Source organism: Streptomyces zhihengii (assembly GCF_016919245.1).
Lineage (GTDB): Bacteria > Actinomycetota > Actinomycetes > Streptomycetales > Streptomycetaceae > Streptomyces > Streptomyces zhihengii.
In genome coordinates this window covers 987,787-1,009,242 of the sequence record NZ_JAFEJA010000001.1, presented here as the reverse complement: position 1 = coordinate 1,009,242, position 21,456 = coordinate 987,787, and the positions used below count along the sequence as shown (strand labels likewise).

Annotated in this window: 15 protein-coding genes and 1 pseudogene; 8 read left to right on the top strand and 8 right to left on the bottom strand. The window is 74.8% G+C overall.

Going from position 1 to position 21,456, the window contains the following annotated elements; all coding sequences use genetic code 11:
• The first annotated feature begins 102 nt into the window (after positions 1–102).
• The 3 genes from JE024_RS04265 to JE024_RS04255 all read left to right on the top strand — a co-directional run bounded on the left by JE024_RS04265 (position 103) and on the right by JE024_RS04255 (position 5,695).
• Complete coding sequence (locus JE024_RS04265; protein WP_205372285.1) at positions 103–1,194, top strand: sensor histidine kinase; 1,092 nt, start codon at positions 103–105, stop codon at positions 1,192–1,194.
• The gene (locus JE024_RS04260; RefSeq protein ID WP_205372284.1) at positions 1,182–1,844 is read left to right on the top strand and encodes a response regulator; all 663 of its coding nucleotides are present in this window, start codon (positions 1,182–1,184) and stop codon (positions 1,842–1,844) included. The genes JE024_RS04265 and JE024_RS04260 overlap by 13 nt, the downstream gene beginning before the upstream one ends.
• A 935-nt stretch (positions 1,845–2,779) precedes the next feature.
• Positions 2,780–5,695 carry an ATP-binding protein gene (locus JE024_RS04255; RefSeq protein WP_205372283.1) on the top strand — a complete coding sequence of 972 codons (2,916 nt, stop codon included), beginning with the start codon at positions 2,780–2,782 and terminating at the stop codon, positions 5,693–5,695.
• Between the two features lie 123 nt (positions 5,696–5,818).
• Here JE024_RS04255 and JE024_RS04250 read toward each other — a convergent pair whose 3' ends face one another.
• The 4 genes from JE024_RS04250 to aztA form a co-directional block, all read right to left on the bottom strand.
• A complete protein-coding gene (locus JE024_RS04250) occupies positions 5,819–7,363 on the bottom strand; it encodes an ATP-binding cassette domain-containing protein (protein ID WP_205372282.1) in 1,545 nt (514 codons plus the stop codon).
• A complete protein-coding gene (locus JE024_RS04245; protein WP_205372281.1) occupies positions 7,360–10,377 on the bottom strand; it encodes a class III lanthionine synthetase LanKC N-terminal domain-containing protein in 3,018 nt (1,005 codons plus the stop codon). The genes JE024_RS04250 and JE024_RS04245 overlap by 4 nt, the downstream gene beginning before the upstream one ends.
• A gap of 217 nt (positions 10,378–10,594) precedes the next feature.
• On the bottom strand, positions 10,595–10,705 hold the full coding sequence (locus JE024_RS42255) for a class III lanthipeptide (RefSeq protein WP_366675060.1): 111 nt from the start codon (positions 10,703–10,705) through the stop codon (positions 10,595–10,597).
• Between the two features lie 484 nt (positions 10,706–11,189).
• Positions 11,190–11,930, bottom strand: coding sequence for a zinc ABC transporter ATP-binding protein AztA (aztA, locus tag JE024_RS04235; protein ID WP_205372279.1), 741 nt, complete (start codon positions 11,928–11,930; stop codon positions 11,190–11,192).
• Positions 11,931–11,944: 14 nt separating this feature from the next.
• Here aztA and aztB point away from each other — a divergent pair, with 14 nt between their 5' ends.
• The 4 genes from aztB to aztD all read left to right on the top strand — a co-directional run bounded on the left by aztB (position 11,945) and on the right by aztD (position 16,634).
• Positions 11,945–12,823: a zinc ABC transporter permease AztB gene (gene aztB, locus JE024_RS04230; protein ID WP_205372278.1), complete on the top strand. Its 879-nt coding sequence runs from the start codon at positions 11,945–11,947 to the stop codon at positions 12,821–12,823.
• Between the two features lie 208 nt (positions 12,824–13,031).
• Positions 13,032–14,318, top strand: coding sequence for a hypothetical protein (locus JE024_RS04225; protein ID WP_205372277.1), 1,287 nt, complete (start codon positions 13,032–13,034; stop codon positions 14,316–14,318).
• Complete coding sequence (aztC, locus tag JE024_RS04220) at positions 14,315–15,277, top strand: zinc ABC transporter substrate-binding protein AztC (RefSeq protein ID WP_205372276.1); 963 nt, start codon at positions 14,315–14,317, stop codon at positions 15,275–15,277. Before JE024_RS04225 ends, aztC begins: the two co-directional genes overlap by 4 nt.
• Before the next feature lie 145 nt (positions 15,278–15,422).
• Positions 15,423–16,634 (top strand): zinc metallochaperone AztD, encoded by a 1,212-nt coding sequence (aztD, locus tag JE024_RS04215; protein WP_205372275.1) that lies wholly within the window; start codon positions 15,423–15,425, stop codon positions 16,632–16,634.
• A 41-nt stretch (positions 16,635–16,675) separates the two neighbouring features.
• Here aztD and JE024_RS04210 read toward each other — a convergent pair whose 3' ends face one another.
• The 3 genes and pseudogenes from JE024_RS04210 to JE024_RS04205 all read right to left on the bottom strand — a co-directional run bounded on the left by JE024_RS04210 (position 16,676) and on the right by JE024_RS04205 (position 19,811).
• Entirely contained in the window at positions 16,676–18,379 is a 1,704-nt protein-coding gene (locus JE024_RS04210) for a phosphoketolase family protein (protein ID WP_244883120.1), read from the bottom strand.
• A gap of 241 nt (positions 18,380–18,620) precedes the next feature.
• Positions 18,621–18,692, bottom strand: a pseudogene (locus JE024_RS41880) (hypothetical protein); the annotation flags it as partial.
• A 696-nt stretch (positions 18,693–19,388) separates the two neighbouring features.
• The gene (locus JE024_RS04205; protein WP_205372273.1) at positions 19,389–19,811 is read right to left on the bottom strand and encodes a DUF6003 family protein; all 423 of its coding nucleotides are present in this window, start codon (positions 19,809–19,811) and stop codon (positions 19,389–19,391) included.
• Positions 19,812–20,039: 228 nt separating this feature from the next.
• Here JE024_RS04205 and JE024_RS04200 point away from each other — a divergent pair, with 228 nt between their 5' ends.
• Complete coding sequence (locus tag JE024_RS04200; RefSeq protein ID WP_205372272.1) at positions 20,040–20,537, top strand: lamin tail domain-containing protein; 498 nt, start codon at positions 20,040–20,042, stop codon at positions 20,535–20,537.
• A gap of 77 nt (positions 20,538–20,614) precedes the next feature.
• Here JE024_RS04200 and JE024_RS04195 read toward each other — a convergent pair whose 3' ends face one another.
• The gene (locus tag JE024_RS04195; protein WP_205372271.1) at positions 20,615–21,376 is read right to left on the bottom strand and encodes a class I SAM-dependent methyltransferase; all 762 of its coding nucleotides are present in this window, start codon (positions 21,374–21,376) and stop codon (positions 20,615–20,617) included.
• Between the last annotated feature and the right edge of the window lie 80 nt (positions 21,377–21,456).

The window sequence follows — 21,456 nt, the reverse complement described above, 5'->3', positions numbered from 1 at the left end:
GGGGAGGCGTGACCGAGGGTGAGTTCCTTACCGTTACGCGCGATACGCGCACTGCAGGGGGCGACCGGAGCCGGGTCGGGACTGCAACGCGCGCAGTCCTTCATGATCCTCGCCACCCTGCTCTACCGCGCCAGCCATCTGGCCGTCGGAGTCCTCGCGGTCGCCCAGCGCCACCGCGGCGAGCCCGTGATGTACGCGGCCCTCGCGGCCGCCCTGGCGCTGAGCGTGCTGTGCCACGGGACGGCCCTGCGGCAGGGCTGGTTCCGCGGCCGGCACGTCTGGGCCGACGTCCTCGTCACCGGCTGCCTGCTCCCCTTCGCCCTGTACCTGTGGGCCGGGGTGGACGAACCCGCCGTGCTGGGCTGGTCGATGCTGCTCGGCGGCTCCGCCAGCTCCGTCGCCGCCATCGCCCTGGACCGCCTGCACGCCCTGGCCGCCGTCGTCCTCCTGGTGCTCACCCACCTCGCCGGCTACCGGCTCGTGGGCGCGAGCCCCGCCGTGCTCGGCGGGCACGTCAACTCACTGCTGTCGTCGGCGGCGATGGCCTGGGTCTTCTGGTGGTACCTGCGCCGTCAGGGACGGCTGCTCGACGAGGCCAACGCCCGCGCGCTGGAGGCCGAGGCGCACCGGGCGCGGTACGCCGAACGCCTGGAGCACCACCGGGCGCTGCACGACACCGTCCTCGCCACCCTGACCACGATCGCGGGCGGCGGCGTCGACGCCAACGCGCCCCGGGTGCGGGAGCGCTGCGCACGCGAGGCGGCGTATCTGCGGCGGCTCGTGCAGCGGTACGCCGACGAGCATCCCCGGCACGCGATAGGCGAGGCGCTGGAGGCCGCGGTCACCGCGGCCGAGGGCCTGCAACTGCGCGTCACCGCGCAGTACCACGGCCTGCCCGAAGTGCCGCCGCAGGTCGCCGCCGCCCTCGCCGACGCGGCGGGCGAGGCGCTCAACAACGTACGGCGGCACGCCCGGACGGGACACGCCTACCTCACCGCCACCGGGGAGACCGGCGGCGGGGGAGTGGTCGTCACCGTGGTCGACCGGGGGCCGGGCTTCGACCCCCGGGAGCAGCTCCCCGGACTCGGGCTGAGCGGCTCGGTCCGGGGGCGGATGGCGGAGGTCGGCGGGCGGGCGAGCGTGGACACCGCCCCCGGCGAGGGCGTCCGGGTGGAGCTGAGATGGCCGGCGTGACCACCGTGGCGGTCGTCGACGACGACCGGATGCTCCTCGACGGGATGCGCGCATGGCTCGCCCCCGTGCCCGGACTCGCGCTGGTGGCCACCGCGGCGACCGTCGGCGACCTGCTCCACGGCGGCGAGGAGTCGCCGGACGGGCCGGTGCCCGCCCCCGCCGACGTCGTGCTGCTCGACCTGCTGCTGCGCGACGGATCCGCCCCGGCCGAGAACATCCGGCGGCTGCTTGCCACCGGCAGCCGGGTGCTGGTCATCAGCACCGTCCCCGACCGCGCCCGGATCATCGACGCGGTGCGGGCCGGGGCCGACGGCTATCTGACCAAGGACAACGACCTGCCGACGCTGGTCGCCGCCATCGGGGACGTCGCGGCGGGACGCGGCGCCCACTCGCCCGAACTCGCCTTCGCCTGCGCCCACGACACCGGCCCGGCACGCCCCCGGCTCTCGCCGCGGGAGCGGCAGATCCTGCTCGACTACGCGTCCGGGATGACGCTCAAGTCCGCGGCGCGGCGGGCCGGGATCACCGTCCACACCGCGAAGGACTACCTGGACCGCGTCAAGGCGAAGTACCGCGAGGCGGGCCGCCCCGCCTACACCAAGATCGATCTGGCCCGCCGGGTCAGCGAGGACAGCCTCGACGGCCCCTGACCGCCCGGCGTCGCGCCACCCGCCCGGCGCGAGCCCGTCACCCGGTCCGGCGCCGGGCGGCCCGGCGCCGGGCGGGCCGCCGGTTCCGGGGGCGCCTGTTCCCGGTGGGCTGGTCCGCCGGGGTGGGCTTGTTCCCGGCGAGGCCGGTCCGCCGGGTGCGCCGGTCTTGGCGCGGCTGATGACCCGGCGCGGCGCGGGCTGCCGGGGCGGCTGTTCCCCGGGCGGTGCACCGGCCCCGGGGGCGTCCGTTCCCGGTGGCCGGTCCCTGCGGGGTGCGCTGGTTCCCGGCGTGGTCGCGCCGGGCCCGGGGTGCGCCGGCCCCGGTCGGCTGCTCGCCGGGCGCCGGTCCCGGGCGGCTGATGAGCAAGTGCCGCACAGGCCGTGGGCGGCCGGCGACCCGGTGCCGCCCCGGCCCCGGAGCGGCCGGCCACCCCGCGCAAGCCCCCCAAACGGACGGCTGCAAAAGGCGGTCGGCGGCTGCCTATCGTCGTCCCCGGCGGTGCCGTGGCGGACCCGCCGGGGAGGACGGGCAGCGGTGGACGGTTGTTGTCCGGCGCCGGTGGACCACGCGTCCCGAAGGCGCCGTGCCCGCCCGCTCCTCCCCTTGGCCCCGCCGCCCGCCGGCGACGCAGCACTCCGGCCCCCAAGCACGGACCGCGTCCCCGGCACGGTGAGCGGGGCTCCCACGCGTCCGGCCCCGCCGCACCGGGCCGCTGCCCCGCTCCGGTCCGTTGCCCCGCCCCGGGCTGCTGCCCCGCCCCGCAGCTCCGGGCCGCTGCCCGGCCGGCAGGCCCCCGGCCCCGGCGTGCCGCGCCTTCCCGCCCCGGCACACGCCCGGCCGCCGGACGACGGCACCCGGCCCCCCGCACCCGCCCCCGGCGCCCCCCGCTCGTTCCTCGCCGCACCTTCGGTTCCCCACGCACCAGGAGAGGCAGATGAAGACGACGACCAAGGCCCCCACCGCGACGCAGCCCCTCGACGGTGGCCCCCCGTTACGAGGGCAACTCGTGGGCCGCGCCGCCGAGACGGCACGGATCGGGGCCGCACTGGCGGCGGCGCGGGCCCAGCGGGGCGCGGCGGTCGTGATCACGGGGGAGCCCGGAGTGGGCAAGTCCCGGCTCGCCGCCGAGGTCCTCGCGGTGGCCGAGCGGGCGGGCATGGCCACCGCCGGCGGCCGGGCCGGCACGGTCGGCCCGGCGGTCCCGTACCGGCCGCTCGTCGAGGGGCTGCTCTGCCTGACCCGTGCCGGCGCCCTCCCCGCCCCCGGCGCCACGAACGCCTACGGACCCCACCTCGCCGCGCTGCTGGAGGGCACCCCCCACCCCGCGTCCGGGCCGCTGTCCCCGCTGCTGGTCGCCGAGTCGGTGCTGCGCGCGCTCGCCGTCGCCGGGCGGCGGCGCGGCTGCCTGCTCGTCGTCGACGACCTCCAGGACGCCGACGCGGCGACGCTCGCCGCCGTCGAGTACCTGCTCGACAACCTCGGCCGGCAGCCCGCGGTGCTGCTGCTCGTGACCGGCCGTGAACCGGGCGCCGCCGCCGACCTGGTCGCCCGGGCCCGCCAGCGCGGCGCGGCCGCCGTCGTCGAAGTGCCGCCGCTCGGCCCCGACGCCGTCCGCCGCCTGCTCGCCGCCGAACTGGCCCTCGCCCCCGAGGAGATCGGCCCCGGCTTGCTCGACCGGGCGATGACCGGCAGTGCCGGGATCCCGTTCGTGCTGAGGGAGATCGCGCACGGTCTGGCAGGCGCCGGCGACGGCATGCCGCCCGTCCTGCCCGCCGCGCTCGCGGACAGCGTCGCCCGCCGCACGGCCCGCCTCGGCCCGGGCGGCGCCCGGCTGCTCGGGACCGCCGCCGTGTTCGGGCCGCGCTTCCCCCTGGCGGTGGTGCAGCGCGCGTCGGGCTGCGGCGACGACGCCTTGGCCATGGCACTGCGCACGGCGACCGCCGCCGGGCTGGTCGTTCCCGACACCACGAGCGCGGGCTGGTGGGCCTTCCGTCACCCCTTGGTCGGCCCGGCGGTGCTCGCGGGCCTCGGCCCCGGCGAACGCGCGGGCGCCGCGCGGCGGGCCGCCGGCGCGCTGGCCGCGCTCCACCCGGGGCTGCCCGGCCCGTGGTGCGCCCGCGCCGCCGCACTGCACGGGCAGGCGGGGGAGACCGGGGAGGCCGTCCGGCTGTACTGCGAGGCGGCCGGCCGGGCGGCCGCCGACGGCGCGGTGGACCGCGCCCTGGAACTGCTCGCCCGCGCACACCGGCTGACCGGCCCCGCCACCGCGCCCGGGACGCGGGCCACCGTGCTGGAGCGGCTGCTGGACACGGCCGTGTCCGGGGGCCGCCCGGACGCGGTGCCGACCGGGGCCGACGGCCTCACCGGCGACCCCGGCCTGCCGCCCGCCCGCCGGGCCGGTCTGCACGCCCGCCTCGCCGAGACCGCGGCGCTCGCCGGCCGCCCCGCGGAGGCCGTCCGCCACATCGACGTCGCCCGGCTGCTGCTCGGCGACCGGCCGGACGACGCCCACCGCGCCGTCGTCGACGTCGCCGCCGCGCACGTCGAACTCCACCGCCTGACGCCCGACCGGCTCACCACCGCCGCCGCCCTCGCCCGCCGGGGCGCGGACGCCGCCGAGCGGGCCGGCCTGCCGGAACGGGCCGGCCGCGCGCTGCTCCTGCTCGGGCGGTTGGCGGCGGAACAGGACGAGGCGGCGGCGACCGCGCACGTCCTGCGGGCCTGCGCGCTCGCCCATGCCAACGGACTCCCCGCGCTCCGGGCCGCCGCCGATCTCCGGCTGGCCGGGCTCGCGGCCGCACGCGACGGCCGCCCCGGGCCGGTGGACGAGGCCCGCGAGGAGGCCCGGCGCACCGGTGTGCTGCCGCCCGCCCTGGACGCCTCCTTCTTCCTCGCCCTGGAGCAGCTCCGGCGCGGCGAGTTCACCGCCGCCGCGGAACGCCTCCGGGAGGCGGCCGCAGACGCCGAACGCCTCGGCCTCGGTGCCTGTCTGGCGCGGCTGCGGCTCGCCGACGCCGTGCGGTACGCGCACCAGGGACGGCGCGCCGAGATGGAGGCGGCGCTGGAGGGGCTCGGCCCGCTCGTCGACGCGGCGCCGGGCGTCCGGGCGATGTCGTACGGGCTGGCCCGGGCGTTCTGCTCGCTCCTCGAGGACGCGCACGACGCCGCCGAACGGGAGTTCGCCCTGGCGCTCGCGTACGACACCGAGAATCCGGCGACCTGCGACATCGGCCGGCACGGCATCGTGCTGCTCCTCGGCGTGGTGGCCGGCCGCATGGGCAGACGCCATCACGCGGAAGTGGCCCGGGCCGGGGCCGGCGGCACCCGCTGGAACCGGCAGTTCGTCGCCCTCGCCGACGCCGTGCTGCTCGGCCGGGAGGGCCGTCCCGTCGAGGCGTCCGCGGCGGCCGGCGCGGCACTCGCGGCGGCCGAGCCGTACCCGATGGCGCGCAACCTGTGTGTGCGGCTGGTCGCGGCGGCGGCCCACCGCGACGGCTGGGGCGCGCCGGTCGACTGGCTGCGCGAGGCCGAGGAGTACTTCCACACGGCGGGCCTGCGCAACGTCTCCGGGGCCTGCCGGGCGCTGCTGCGCCGGATGGGCGCCCCGGTGCGGCAGCGGCGCTCCGGCGACGCGGAGGTGCCCCTCGACCTGCGGCGGTGCGGCATCACCGTCCGGGAGTTCGAGGTCGCCCGGCTGGTGGCCGAGCGGATCGGCAACAAGGACATCGCGGGCCGGCTGCACATATCGCACCGCACGGTCGAGAAGCACGTGGCCAGCCTGCTCCAGAAGACCGGACACCCGAACCGCGCGGCCTTCGCCTCCGCCGCCCGCGCCGACCTGGTGACCTGACCCGGCCCACGGGAGCGGGACGCGGGCCCCGCTCCCCGCCTCCCGCCTCCTTGTCGCGACCGCGGCCCGCGGGCAGGCCCTCCCCTGCAAGGCCGGCCCCGCGCACCCCGGTCCCGCCACCCGTCAGGTGACCGCCCCGGCCGCCGCCAGCGTCACCACGCGGTCGAAGCCCGCGTCGAGACCGTCGTCCCCGTGGTGCACGACGAGCAGCGCCCGGCCCGCCGTCCGCTCCTCCATCGCCCGCAGCACCAGTTCCCTGCCCTGCTCGTCGAGATTGGCGAACGGCTCGTCCGCGAGGTACACGTCGGCGTCCTCGCTCAGCAGGGCCGCGACGCCGAGGCGCTGCCGCTGCCCGGACGACAGCTCCGCCGGCAACTGCCCCGCCAGGCCGTCCAGTCCGAGTGCCGTGCGCAGCCGCTCGTCGCCGACCAGTTCACGCACCGGCAGCGGCGGCAGGTTCACCGGGGCGGTCAGGCTCGCCACGGTGGGCGGCAGGACGACGCGGCCGCTGTCCGGCGCGAGCGTCCCGGCGACGATGTGCAGGAGCGTCGTCTTCCCGCAGCCGTTGGGGCCGCGCAGCAGCACGTGTTCGCCCGGCCGCAGCGCGAAGTCCTCGACGGCCACCTCGGCGGCGTCGCCGGCGTCCTCGCCGTCGCCCTTCCCGTACACGACCCGGGCCCCCGTCACCGAGACCAGGTCGCCCTGCTCGTGGTACGACGGCGTCCGGGCGTCCCGCAGGGCCTCGATCCGGGTGAGCACGGCGGAGCTGCGGCGCACCTGCGGGATCATGTTGACCAGGTCGAAGATGCCGGTGACCGCCCGCCACAGCGAGTTCACGAAGGCGAGGAAGCTGCCGAACGACATCCGGCCGGAGAAGACGAAGAACGCTCCGATGACCATGGACGCGGTGTCCGACAGATTCATGATCAGGTCGCTGAGGGTCCGCTGCCGCAGCGCCAGGCGGTAGTTGACGAAGGTCAGCCCGAGGAAGCCGCCTAGCGCGTCCCGGTTGGCCGCACGGGCGCCGGGGAGCAGCCGCGGCAGGCCGCGCAGCGCGTGGAACGCGGCCAGCGTGCCGGTGAGCCGGTTGATGTACCGGGCCTCCGCCTCGCGCTCGGGCCCCGTGTTGTCCTCGATCCGCTTGGCCAGCCGGTTGCTCACCAGCACCAGCGGCGGCACGATCACCAGCAGGACCAGGCTCGCCTGCCACGACAGGTAGAGCAGCACACAGAGGAACACGACCGACGCCACGGCCCCGCGCGCGATCCGGACGCACAGGTCGACGGCGGGCAGCACGCCCTCGTGGACGTCGTTGTGGATGCGGCTGACGTACGAGGCGCTGCCCGCCTGCGACATCCTCCGCCCGTCCTGCCCCAGCGACCGTTCCAGCAGCTCCGACTCCAGCACCAGCACGAAGCCGTTCTCGAACCGCTTGCGCCACCAGGAGATCCCGTATCCCGCGAGGTTCAGCGACAGCCCGAGCACCAGGTAGCCGGCCCCGAGCCACAGGAACCTCCCGAAGTCCGCGGTCACGATCGCCTGGTCGAACAGCGCCTTCAGCAGCAGCGGATGCACCAGGGCCTCGATGCCCGCCGTGCCCGCCTCCGCGACGGTGATCAGGACGAACGGCAGACGGTGCCCGCGCAGGGTGTTCCAGAGCTGCTTCACCGCGTCACCTCGGCCGCCCCGGTGATCCCGGTCGGGCCGGACCGCTTGGCGAGCTTGGCGAGCTTGGCGCGCGTGTCGAGTTCGTCGAGGTCGGTGAGGTCGGTGAGGTCGTCGAGGTCGTCGAGTTCGTCGAGGAGGAAGTCGGGCGCCCCGCCGTGGTGCACCCGGTGCAGCACCCGCAGCACACCGGCGGATCCGGTCAGGTAGTCGCAGGAGCAGCGCAGCAGCCCCTCGCCGGGCACGCCCAGCGGGGGCGGCCCGTCGCCGCGGGGTACCCGGAACCGCTCGTCCGGCTCGAAGAGGAACGCCCGGCGGACGAAGTCGAGCTGCCGCAGCGCCGTGTCGCGGTACGACGGGTCGCCGGTGAAGCGGGCCGCGTCCAGCAGGGCGTCGGCGACACCGCTGATCCCGAACGCGTACCCGGGCAGCACCGAGTGGGTGAAGTCCAGGCCGCGCAGGATCGTGCGGGCGCCGTCCAGGTCCCCGTAGCGCAGCAGTACCTGTGCCACCCCCGCCGAGCCCACCTCGATGTAGGGCTCCATCGCTCCCTCGTGCTCGAACATCAGCGGGCCGTCGTCGTCCAGCGGCTTGGCGTGCGCCATCTCCCAGTCGAGGGCCTCCCGGCCGAGCCGCAGATACCCTTCCTCCCCGGTGACCTGGTGCATCCGCAGCAGGAACAGCGCGACCCCGGCCTGTCCGAAGCCGAGCCCGGTGAGCGGGCCGCCGGAGGAGAACTCGTTCAGCCAGTGCGCCCGGCCGTCCTCGCGCCGGGCGCTGTCGCGCAGCACTCCCGCGCACACCCGGGCCGCGGCGAGGTGCCGGGGGTCGCCGGTGCGCAGATGGAAGCGGAGGTTGGTCGTCCCGAGTCCGGCGAGGCCGTAGTAGAAGGTGTGGTCGCCGCGTCCGGGCGCGCGCCGGTTCGCCACGGCGAGCAACTCCCCGGCCTGGTCGGAGAGTCCGAGGGAGTCGGCCGCCCAGGCGATGCCCGCGAGACCGTTCATCAGACCGTCCGCGTACTCCGCCGTGTCCATGCGGGCGATCTCGGCCTCCAGCCAGCGCCGCCACTCGGGCCGCGGCGCCACCCCGGAGGCGTTCAGCGCCCACAGCACACCGCTCGCGCCGAAGCCGAGACTGAGCGGGTTGGTGACGTGCGCGAACGGGTCCACCGGGAACAGCGTCGCCCGACGGGTGTCCGCCGCCGCCGCGGTGAAGGCGGCCACCCCGGCCTCGGCCCGCGCCAGCAGGGCCGGCGTACCGGCCGTGGAGGGCCGCAGCGGGACCCGGACGGCGGCGAGGAACTCCTCCTCGTCCTCCAGCTCCTCCAGCGCCTCGTCCAGGGTGACGCGGGCGGCGGCCAGGTCGGTCAGCAGGCGGTGGATCCGCTCGGGCCAGCCCAGACCCTCGACGAAGATGCGGTAGGTGTCGAAGACGTCGTCGCGCAGATAGGACATGGCCGCGACCGGGAAGATGAAATACGCCATCGTGGTGGCCAGCGCGAACAGGTCGCCCTCGGTGCCGAACGCCTCGTAGCGGCTGCGGGAGAGGCTGAAGCCGGGGGTGAACAGCTCGACGGGCCGGGCAAGTTCGTCCCTGTCGCCGATGTCGTCGCCGAGGTTGTCGCCTGGGTCGTCGCCGGGCTCGCGGACGGCCGTCCCGCGGCCTGTCCTTCCGGGCTCCCCGCCGTCTTTCCTGCCCTGCTCCTCGCGTCCCGGGGGACGGGCCAGGCGGCAGGCCTCCAGGTCGACGACGGTCACCGCCCAGGTGTCGGGGTCGATCAGCAGATTGGCGGCGGTGAGGTCGCCGAGGATCACCTCGCGCTCGTGGGCCGACCGGACGGCGCGCGCGAGCCCGCGGAAGACGGTGACGAAGATCCGCAGGAACTCCCGCGACTGCTCGATGTCGAAGCCCGGCCGGGCGAGCGGGTTGCGCTCCAGGAGCACCGAGCGGATGTCGGAGCCCTCGACGAACTCCTCCGCGATGAAATGGTGTTCCCAGTGGCTGAACCGGGCGACCGGGACGGGGAAGAAGCCCGTGCCGGCGAGCCGGTTCAGGAACATCCACTCCCGGGCGAGGATGTCGACGGCGTCATGGCCCTGACGCGGATTGAGGTTGGTGTGCGGGCGGGCCTCCTTGAGGACCACCCGGCGGTCGTCCCGCGCGGTGTCCTCCGCGGTGTACACCCCGCCGCTGTTGGAGAACTGGATCGCGCCGGTCACCCGGAAGCGGCCGCCGAGCAGTTCCTCGCCACCGGTGCCGGCACCGGTGTCGCCGGAATCGGCTTCGGTGCCGGTGCCGGTGCCGGTGTCGGTGTCGCCGGAATCGGTGTCGGTGCGGGTGTTGGTGCCGGTGTCGGCGGCGGTCTCCTCGTCGGGCTTCCAGTCGGTGAACGGCCAGGACACCCACCACGGTTGCGCGTATCCGGGGCGCCGGTCGTCCGGGACGGGGCCGTCGGGCCCGGTGATGTGCGCCACGCGGCGGCCGAGGACGTCGATGGTGTGGGTGTCCAGGAACTGCCCGTAGCGGAAGTACAGCGCCTTGCTGTCCCGGTAGCGCAGGTCCGAGAGCACATAGGCGCCCTCCATGCCCTCCAGCAGCCGGGCCAGATCCGCCAGGCACGAGCGGAAGGCGGCCTCGTCGGGAGGGTAGACGGTCGCGAGCTTGCCGCCGCTGCCCCGCGCCATCGCCTTGGAGTTGAGCATCTCGAAGATGTTGAGATCGAGGGCGATCTTGAAGTCCAGGCCCCGCTCCGTCAGGTGACGGCTCACGGTGGTGGCGACCTCGCGGACGGAGTCCAGGCCCGCCGACACATGGATCTTCCAGCCCTGCGCGGGCAGTTCGGGGTCGTGCCGGTGGCTCCACCAGATCCCGCTGCGGACGAAGCGTGCCTGCGTCCGCTCGTCGAGTCCGGCGAGGAAGTGGTCGTCCGCCGGCACGTAGTCGACGTCGAGCGGGTCGAAGAACAGCGAGTCGTTCCAGGCGAAGAGGAAACGGTTGACCCAGCGTTCGTCGCGCATGTCAGCCTCTGCGTTCGTCCGAGGGGGCAGCCCGGCGGCCGCCGGGAACGGTGGGAGGACCGCCGAATGCGGCAGTGAGCGGCGGGATCCGTGCGGGGGCCGGATACGCCCCCGCACGGATCGCCCATGGCCGATCGCCCGGCCGGCCCGCGCGCACCGCCCCGGCGCACCCGGGACCGTTCACCGCTCGGGCCGCTCCGGACGGAACGGCCCCGGATCAGTTGGGCTTCGTGCTGCAGCAGGTGCTGCTGCTGCTGGTCACGCTGATCACTGCGGCCCTGCTGGGAGTGACGCTCGGCTGCAGGTTCTGGAGCTTGAGGACGCTCATCCTGGACACCTCCTGGGTGGTCGACTGCGCGGGTCGCGCGCTGGGCGCCGTGGCCTCGGGGGCCGGTCGGCATGCCCGAGTCAATGCCATGGGGGCGGCCCGCACATGAGCGCCGGACCCCCGTCATCGCCGCGCCGCGCCCCCAGGCGCGGGGGCGCCGGCCCCACCCCGAATGGTGGTGGCCGGCCCCCACCACGGGGGCGCCGGCGGTGGAGCGCTGCTCTCTGGGTGGAGCGCCGGTCTTGGAGGTGAGCGCCGGCCGCAGTCGGGAGCGGCGATCTTGGAGGTGAGCGCCGGCCGCGGGCGGGAGCACCGGTCTCGGAGGTGAGCGCTGCTCTCTGGTGGGGCGTTGCTCTCCGAAGGGAGCACCGCTCTCCGTGCGGAGCGGTGGCCTCCCGGCGGACCGCCGCGCGCGGGAGCACCGATCTCGGAGGTGAGCGCCGGCCGCAGTCGGGAGCACCCGTCCCGCCGTGGGACAGCGCTCTCAGGCCGGATAGCGGATGCCGGTGAGGGCCGAGGTCGTCAGCACCACGTCGGGGCGGCCCTGCGACACCAGACGGCCGTCCTGGAGGAGCAGGCAGTCGTCCGCCGCGCGCGCGGCCGCCAGGTCGTGGGTGGCCTGGACGACGGTGACCCCGTCGGCGGCCAGCGCGGTCAGCAGGACGGCGATGCGCTCCCCGGCCTCCGGGTCGAGCCCCGTCGTCGGCTCGTCCAGCAGGAGCAGGTCCGACCCCTGGGCGAGCCCCTGCGCGATCAGGGCGCGCTGGCGCTGCCCCCCGGAGAGTTCGCCGAGCTGGCGAGCGGCGAGCGCGGTGATGCCGAGGCGTTCCATCGCGGTGCCCACGGCCGCGTGGTCCCGCCGGGTCAGCCGGCGCCATGGGCCGCGCTCGGCCCAGCGACCCATCTCCACGGTCTGCCGGACCGTCAGCGGCAGCGTGTCCCCGACGGCGCCGCGCTGCGGCACGAAGGCGGGCGCCGCGGAACCGCCGTAGGTGATCTCGCCCGCGCTCGGACGGATCACCCCGGCCATGACGCCGAGCAGTGTCGACTTGCCGCTGCCGTTGGGGCCGACCACCGCGGTGATGGTGAACGGCCGTATCTCCGTGTCGACATGACGCAGGACGGGCCGCCCCGGATACCCGGCGTCGAGGCCCGAGACCAGCACCCGGGGAGCGGGCGCCGCGGGGACGGGGAGGGGGGAGGCTTTATTGAACATGATTGTCATTGTAGTGTGTCGGCATGGAGTGGCTGACGGGCCCCTTCGAGGCGACCTTCGTGCAGAGGGCCCTCTGGGGCGGAATTCTTGTGTCGATGATCTGCGCGATGGCCGGTACCTGGGTGGTGCTGAGGGGAATGGCCTTCCTCGGGGACGCCATGTCCCACGGGCTGTTGCCCGGTGTTGCCCTGGCCGCGCTGCTCGGCGGCAACCCCCTGCTGGGGGCGGCGGCGAGCGCCGCGGTGATCACCGTCGGCGTCAGCGCGCTGCACCGCACCCCGAAGCTCTCCCAGGACACCGGCATCGGCCTGCTGTTCGTCGGCATGCTGTCGCTCGGCGTGATCATCGTGTCCCGTTCGCAGTCCTTCGCCGTCGATCTGACCGGATTCCTCTTCGGCGACGTGCTGGCCGTCCGCGAGAGCGACCTCCTCCTGCTCGCGGGAGCACTGCTGCTCGCGGTGATCGTCTCGGCACTCGGCCACCGGGCCTTCCTGGCCCTCGCGTTCGACCCGCGCAAGGCCCGGACACTCGGCCTGCGGCCGGGGCTCGCCCACGCCGCGCTGCTCGGGCTGCTGGCGCTGGCCATCGTCGCCTCGTTCCACATCGTCGGCACCCTGCTGGTCCTCGGTCTGCTGATCGCCCCGCCCGCCGCCGCCCTGCCCTGGGCGCGCAGTGTGCACGGCGTCATGGCACTCGCCGCGCTGCTCGGTTCGGTGGCCACGTTCCTCGGCCTGCTGCTGTCCTGGCACTTCGGCACCGCGGCCGGCGCGACGGTGTCGGGCGTCGCGGTGAGCCTGTTCTTCCTCTCCCACCTGGCCTCCGGCCTCCGGCACCGACGCCCCCGACCCACCATCGCTCCAGCTCCAGCCCCAGCCCCGGCCCCCGCCCCGGCGACCGACTGACCGGTACGCCGCAGCCCTCGGACCCCGGACCCGAGTTCCCGCCGCCGGCCGGTCGGCTCCGCCCTGCTCGCACAACGGACCTCCGACACACCCGCGGACGCCCCGGACGCCCACGTCGACACACCGACACATCCACACGTCAACACACCGACATGCCCGCCCGCCGGCCCGAAGGCCCCGCGGCTCGCCGACCACGGAGGAGACCCTCTTGCTCGCCCGAAGGAACGTCCCCGCGCGGGCCCCCGCCGCGCTGGCGCTCGCCGCGCTGCTCGCCGCGACCGGCTGCGCCGGCCGGGACGACGACGCAGCCGCCCCGCGGACGGAGTCCTCCGCCGCCACCCCCCACGGATACGTCGAAGGCGCGCAGGAGGCGGCCGAGCAGCAGTCCCGGCTGCTGCTGTCCGACCCCGCCACCGGCGACACCCGGGTCCTCGACCTGACCACCGCCGAGACACACGACGTGGCACCGGTGCCCGGCGCCACCGCGCTCACCGCCGACGGCCGCTTCGGCTTCCTCCCCACCGCCGAGGGGACCCGGGTCGTCGACACCGGTGCCTGGACCGTCGACCACGGTGACCATGTGCACTACTACCGCGCCGCGATACGCGACGTGGGCCGGATAGCCGGGGGACCGGGTGTCCAGATCCGCAGCGACGCCGCCGTGACCGCCGTGACGGACACCGCGGGGCGCGCCGGCGTGTACGACCGCACCGCGATGGAGACGGGCGGGCCCGGCGCTCCCCGTACGCTGCCCGGCACCTACAGCGGCGCCGTCGTGCCCTACGGGGAGCACCTCGTCGCCCTCACCCGCGACACCGACGGCCCCCGTGTCGTCGTCCTCGACCGCGAGGGCCGGCGCGTGGCCACACCCGGGACCGTGTGCGAGTCGCCGGGCGGCGACGCCGTCACCCGCCGCGGTGTCGTCATCGGCTGCGCCGACGGAGCCCTGCTGGTACGCGAGTCGGGCGGCCGTTTCACCGCCGAGCGGATCCCGTACGGCCAGGACGTGCCCGCGGCGGAACGCGCCACCGCCTTCCACCACCGGGCGGGCAGCGACACCCTCACCGCCCGCGCCGGCGAGCGCGGTGTGTGGGTGCTCGACGTGACGGACCGGGCCTGGACCAGGGTGGCGACCGGCCCCGCCGTCGCGGCGAACACCGCGGGGGAGGGCTCCCCTCTGCTGGTCCTGGCCGCCGACGGCGCTCTGCACGGCTACGACATCGCCACCGGCGAGCGCACCGCCACCACCCGCCCGCTGCTCACCGGCCCCGGGAACGACCCCGCCGACCGGACGGACGGCACCGACCACACCGACAGTGCCGCCGGCGCCGGCCCCGCCGCCACACCGCGCATCGAGGTCGACCGCAGCCGCGCCTACGTCAACGACCCCTCGGGCAAGCGTGTGTTCGAGATCGACTACAACGACGGTCTGCGCATCGCCCGCACCTTCGCCCTCGACATGCGCCCGGCACTGATGGCGGAGACGGGACGATGAGCGCGACGCCCCGCGCGGCCCGCCCGCGCCCCCTGATCCTGCTGCTGCTCACCGTGCTCACCGCGGCCCTCGCCACCGCCTGCACGAGCGGCGGCGACCACCCGCGCGTCGTGGTCACCACCAACATCCTCGGGGACGTCACCCGGGAGATCGTCGGGGAGGAGGCCGAAGTGACCGTGCTGATGCGGCCGGGGGCCGACCCGCACTCCTTCGGACTGTCGGCCGTGCAGGCCGCCGAACTCGAACGCGCCGACCTCGTGGTCTTCAACGGGCTCGGCCTGGAGGAGAACGTCCTGCGCCACGTGGACGCCGCGCGCGAGTCGGGCGTCACGACCTTCGGCGTCGGCGAAGCGGTCGACCCGATGACCTTCCGCGCACCCGGCGACGGCGGCCCCGGCGACGAGGCCGGGCAGCCCGACCCGCACTTCTGGACCGACCCCGACCGGGTGCGCAAGGCCGCCGGCCTCATCGCCGGGCAGGTGATCGAGAACGTCGGAGGAGTGGACGCGGCCGCGATACGCGCCAACGCGGCACGCTACGACCGGGAACTCGCCGAGCTCACCACCTGGATGGAGACCTCGTTCGCGCGGATCCCCGAGGACCGGCGCGCGCTCGTCACCAACCACCATGTCTTCGGCTACCTCGCCGACCGCTTCGGCTTCCGGGTGATCGGCGCGGTCGTCCCCAGCGGCACCACCCTCGCCTCGCCGAGCTCGTCCGACCTGCGTTCGCTCACCGAGGCCATGCGGGAGGCCGGTGTGCGCACCGTCTTCGCCGACTCGTCGCGGCCCGCGCGGCTGGCCGAGGTGCTGCGCACCGAACTCGGCGACGGGGTCCGGGTCATCGCCCTCCACTCGGAGTCGCTCACCGCCGAGGACGGGGACGCGGCGACCTACCTCCACATGATGCGGACCAACACCACCGCCATGACCGACGGCCTGACCGCCACCGCCCCCTGACGCACCTCCCGGCCCGCGCACGCCGTCCGGGCACCACGGGTGCGCGCATCTCCCGCGCATCCCTCCACACGTCACGTCACCCCGCTCGCGCCACACCCCACTCATGCCATGCCGCGACCTCCGCGGCCGAGAAAGGAACACACCGGTGAACCACGCGATACGCAACAAGGCCCTCACGGGCACGGCACTCGCCCTGGCGGTCTCCACCGCCCTGACCGCCTGCGGCACGGACGGCGGCTCCGCGTCCGGCGCCTCCGGCGCGAAGACGGACGCCGCACCGAGCACCCGGGCCGCCGCCGACGTCAAGGAGCCCCTGGTGGCGACCTTCGACGGCGGCCTTCACATCCTGGACGGGAGCAGCCTCGACATCGCCGCCACGATCGAACTGCCCGGCTTCAACCGGGTCAACCCGGCGGGCGACGAGGACCATGTCATCGTCTCCACCGACGCCGGCTTCCGTGTTCTGGACGCCTCCGCCGGGAAGCTCACCGACATCGCCTTCCCCGGCGCCAAGCCCGGCCATGTCGTGCGCCACGCCGGACGGACCGCGCTCTTCACCGACGGCACCGGCCGCGTGGAGGTCTTCGACCCCCACGACCTGGCGAACGGGGCCAAGCCGTCGGCGAGGACCTGGACCGCCCCGAAGCCGCACCACGGGGTCGCCGTCGAACTCGCGGGCGGCGAACTCCTCAGCACCGTCGGCGACGAGGAGAAGCGGACCGGCGCCCTCGTCCTGGACGCACAGGGCAAGGAGATCGCCCGCAGCGAGAACTGCCCCGGCGTGCACGGCGAGGCCGCGGCACGCGACGGTGCGATCGCCGTGGGCTGCGAGGACGGCGTCCTCGTCTACAAGGACGGCGCCTTCACCAAGGTGAAGTCCCCCGACGCGTACGGGCGGATCGGCAACCAGGCGGGCAGCGAGACGTCGCCGGTCATCCTCGGCGACTACAAGAACGACCCCGACGCCGAACTGGAGCGCCCGACCCGGGTGTCGCTCGTCGACACCCGGACCGGCACCCTGCGTCTGGTCGAACTCGGCACGAGCTACTCCTTCCGCTCCCTGGGCCGCGGACCGCACGGCGAGGCGCTCGTCCTCGGCACGGACGGCGCCCTGCACGTCATCGACCCCGCCAAGGGCACCGTGCAGAAGAAGATCCCCGTGGTCGGCGCCTGGCAGGAGCCGCTCGACTGGCAGCAGCCGAGGCCCACCCTCTTCGTCCGCGACCACACCGCCTACGTCTCCGAACCGGGCAAGCGCGCCCTGCACGCCGTGGACCTGGAGTCGGGCAAGAAGGTCCGGAGCGTGACACTGCCGCAGAGCACCAACGAGCTGTCCGGCACGGCCGCGGGACACTGAGGCGTCCTGCCGGTGCCGCCGACGGCACCGGCAGGCCCGTGTCAGTTCGCCGGCGCCTGGTAGAGGCCGCGCCCGGCGCGCGCGGCGCGGGAGGTCGCGACGAGGCGGTCGAGGGTGCTGCGGACGGTGTTGATGCCGCCCGGGGTGGTCTCCCGGCCGAGCGCCTCGGTGACGTCGCGGGCCCGCAGCGCGGTGTCGGCCCGGGCGGCGAGCACGGCGACGACCTGCTCGGTGAGGCCCGTGCCGTCCTTCTGGTCGGCGGCGGGAGCAGCGGACTCGGCGGCCTTGGTGGGTTCGGCGGCCTTGGCTGCCTTGGCGGGGGCGGCGGACTTGGTGGCCTTCGCGGGCTTGGCCGGCTCGGCGGCCGTCTTTGCGTCCGTGGCCGTCTTCCCGGCCGTGGCTGCCTTCTTCGTGGCGGCCGCCCCGGCCGTCTTCGTGCTCCGGGCGGGGGCGGCGGACTTGGTGGCCTTCGCGGGCTTGGCGGGCTTGGCCGTGGTCTTCCGGCCGGTGGTGGCCTTCGCCTTACCGGTGGCGGCGCGGGTCGTCGTCCGGGCGGACCCGGCGGCGCCGGACCGCTTCGTCTGGGCGGGCACGGACGCTGCGGGGGCCGCCTCGTCCTCGGCGGCCTTGGTCCCGGACTCCACCGAAGCGGCCTCCGGAGCCTCCGCGGGGGCCTCGGCATCGGCCTCGGCTGCCGCGGCCTCGGGGGCAGGGGCAGCCGGTGCCGCCGGTGTCGGTGTGACGGCGTCCGCGTCAGCGGATTCGGCCGGCGCCGCGGGTGCGGAGGGCTCGGCCCGGGGGCGGGGGAGTGGCGCGGACGCCAGGGCACCGAGTGCGGTCAGGGCCCCGCGCACGGATTCCAACCGCACGGTGACCTGCTCCAGTTCCCCCCTCAGGGCGTGCTGAAGGGCTTCGAGCCGGGGGAGTTCCTCCTCGAGCTGGGCGGTGGTGGAGGTGATGCTGTCGTTACCGGTCACTGTCTGCTCCCGAAAGGTGAGGTCGACGAGGGTTGTTGTGACTGTAACGAGGCAGCGTACGCCGAGGACTCGGTGTCGAGGGGTGCGGGTGCGGGAAGACCGGTGTGCCGCGGGGCGTTGGGTTCGCCGCGCGGCCGCCCGGCAGACGGCCTCATGGCTCCCAACGCCACCGCGTGATCTCCGCCGGATCGACGCTCGTGCGGCGCAGCTCCGCCCGCGGCCGGGCCCGTTCGGCGGCGTAGCGCAGCGCCAGGTCGCCGGTCTCCGCCGGGCGCCCCGCAGGTGTTCCAGCGCGGTGATCGCGAGGTCGTGACCGGAGACGCCGTTGCTCAGCAGCAGGTCGTAGGGCGTGGTCGTGGTGCCCTCCTCGACGTAGCCGCGCACAGGGAACCGCTCCGGACGCGGCCTGCCGTGCAGCAACTGGTGCACGGCGGACGGGTAGCCGTGGAAGTCCAGCACGACGGGCAGGTCTGTATCGAACACCGCCTCGAAGCCGGCGTCCGCCAGTCCGTGGGGATGACGGTCCGGTGGCGCGAGGGAACACAGGTCCACGACGTTCATGATCCGGACGCGCGCGTCCGGCAGGTCCCGGCGCAGCAGTTGTTCGGCGGCCGGCGTCTCCGCGGTGGGAATGCCACCGGCGCATGCCAGGACCACCTCGGGTGCGTCATTCCCCGCACCGGTCGAGGCCCACGGCCACACCGGCGTCCCGGCCGCGCAGTGCCGGCGCGCCTCGTCGAGGCCGAGCCACTGCGCGGCGGAATGCATGCCCGCCATCACCAGGTTGATCCGCCCGGTGTCCCGGAACGGCCGCTCCACGTTCACCAGCAGGGTGTTGGCGTCGGGCGGAAGACGGACACCCGCCACGGCCGGCTTCCTGGTGAGGGGGTTGTTGAAGAACCCCGGTTCCTGATGGCTGTAGTTGTTGTGTTCCTGGCGCCAGGCCCTCGCAGGTGAGGAGGCAGGTCCGCCTGCTGACGGGAGTGCGCCAGGAGACCTCCCGGGACATCTTCAGCCACTTCGCGTACTGGTCGACCATGCCGTCCACGACGGAGGCGAACGCCTCGTAGGCGGGGAACAGCCCGTGGAGCCCGGTCTGGAGGTAACACTGCAGCCGGCCCTGGCAGTTGTGCTCCGGCGGATCTCCATCACCCGCCCGTCCGGCGCGAGCCCCTCCGCGTACTCGTCGGGCGTCGCCTTCCGGCCGGTGCCGGACGCCGTCGTCACGGGCCCGCGGCCGTGGCCCGCCGGGCCCGTGAGGTCACCGACCACCCGTACCCGCCCCGACATCGGCTGGGCGGCGCGCCGGGTACGCCGGCTGGCGTGTCCGGGTGTCGATCACGCCCGGCGGGTCGGTGGCCCTGTGCCGCTCACTCCCGCGCGTGGCGGGGGGCGTGGCTGGAGGCGCGCATGTAGTCCTCGTAGCGGTCGAGCAGCATGACCAGCCCGAGACACAAGGGCGGCAGGAGCAGGGCGACAGCTATCATCCGGGTCTCCCGGTGGCTTCGAGGGCGTGACGCCCGTCGAGTGCCCGGCGCATCGGGACCGAACGGCCCGCCATGTGAGGATCGTGTGACCGTCGGCGCGGCGGCGCACGGCGTCGTGCCGCCTCCCTCTCGCCGCCTCCGCCGCCCGGCCCGCCTGGCGGCGGAGGACGATGCCCCGTACGGCGGCGGGCCCCGCCGGGACCGGCCCGGTGCGGCGCGCCCGCCGCTTGTCCCGCCGCCGGCACCGGGTCCGGTGGCGGCGCGCGGGGGTCGGGTGCGAGTCCGTGCGGTCAGCCGGCGGCAGCCTTCACGGCGGCGAGATCCTCACCGGAGAGCTGGGACACCCGGTGCGCGGGGACGCCCGCGGACAGGGCCCGCTTGATCAGGTCCTCCCTGCCGTCCGTCAGGGAGCGGTAGGCGAGCAGCTCCTTCTCGATCTCGGTGGCCGCCGGCATCGCCTCCTGCCCGCGCACCCGTGCCAACTCCTCCTCGCTGAGCGGGACGGGCAGGCGTTCGGCGTCCTCCGGGACGGCTGCGGTGTCCTCGGGCGGGAGGATGCGCAGCAGCGGCGACGTCGCGTCCACCCCCTGGGCGTCGAGCCACGCCCGCACCGCGGGGGTGTCCATGCACGCGAGATCGCCGACGCCCGTCGGCTGCACCCCGAGCGTCACGGCAGTGCTGTCCACCAGAAACAGATAGGCGTCGTCGGTCATCCCGGGCTCCTCGGAGGCGATGCGTCAGCGGTCGTCCCCCGCCTACCCCGTGACGCGCGCCGCACCGGGCAGACCCGCACCGGAATCGCCGCCCCGGCCGGGCGTCTGATCGTCTGCACTACACCATCGCCGATCCCTTCGAAGGGAGAATTTGAAACGACAAACAGTACGTCGTCTTTTCTGTATGGTTTGGTCGCTCATCAGCACTATTTGAGGGGGGACCTCATCATGCGCACCCGCGCCCACGCCGTCGTCGCCGTCACGCTCGCGGCCGGCTCGCTCACCGCCCTGACCGCCGCCCCGGCCCAGGCCGCGGAGTACTCCTCCGCACTGAAGGTCTGGGGCATCCAGTACGACGCGCCCGGGAGGGACTCCAACAGCTGCGCCACGGGCAACACCCGCGACGAGTACGTGACCATCAAGAACTTCTCGCGCTCCACGACGGTGAACCTGCGCGGCTACATCGTGAAGGACGCGGCCGGTAACCGGCACACGTTCACCTCGAACCACTACCTGCAGCCCGGCGACTACGTGAAGCTCCGCGGAAACCACGGCACCGACTCCGACGGAGGCAATGTCGCCTGGCGCGACAACTGCAACTTCATGTGGAACAACGACCGCGACACCGTCTACCTCTACAAGCCCTCGGGTGACCGCGCCGACGTGCACGCGTACACCAAGGCCGCCAACGACCGCGACGGCAACGGCTTCATCACCTTCCACTGAGCCGCCGGCCGCTGAGCCGCTGCCCCGCCGGCGCGGTGCCCCGCCGGCGCGGTGCCCGGGCGGGGCGGCGGTGGAGGTCACACCGGCTTGCGGGCCTCTATCAGGAACCGTGTGGTGTGGGCGATGAACGGTCCTTCGCGCACGATCTGCTCGTGCAGCCGGCGCAGTTGCTCCCCGTACCGGCCGACGGTGAAACCGGGGACCATCCAGATCACCTTGCGCAGGAACCAGACCACCGCGCCGATGTCGCGGAACTCGGTGCGAAGCGACTCCGCGCGCAGGTCCGTCACCTCCAGCCCGGCGGCCTCGGCCGTCTCGCGCGCGTCGTCGGGGTGGCGCCCGCGGCGCGTCTCTGCCGGCTGCGGGCCGAGGAAGTACTCCACCAGCTCGAACACGCTGGCCGGGCCCACCTGCTGGGAGAAGTACGTGCCGCCGGGCCGGAGGACCCGCGCCGTCTCCGCCCAGTGGACGGCCACCGGATGCCGGCTGACCACCAGGTCGAACGCCTCGTCGGCGAACGGCAGGGGAGGCTCGTCGGCGTCGGCCACGACCACCACGCCCCGCGGGTGCAGCAGCCTCGTGGCCTTCGCCACGTTCGGAGGCCAGGACTCCGTGGCGGCCGTCAGTGGTGGCAGAACCGGCACACCCGCCAGCACCTCGCCGCCGCCGGTCTGTATGTCCAGCGCCGCCGTGGCCCGTGCCATCCGCTCGCCCATCGCGCGCTGGTAGCCCCAGGAAGGGCGCTGCTCGGTCGCCCGGCCCTCCAGCCAGCTGAAGTCCCAGCCGTCCATCGGCGCCGCGTCGGCCTCGGCCACCAGCTCCTCAAACGTTCGTTCCATGGGGGAATCGTCGCAGCCGGGCGACCGGGGCGGCGAGTGGATATCCCCAGCACCCGCCACTCTTCGTATAAGTGTCACTT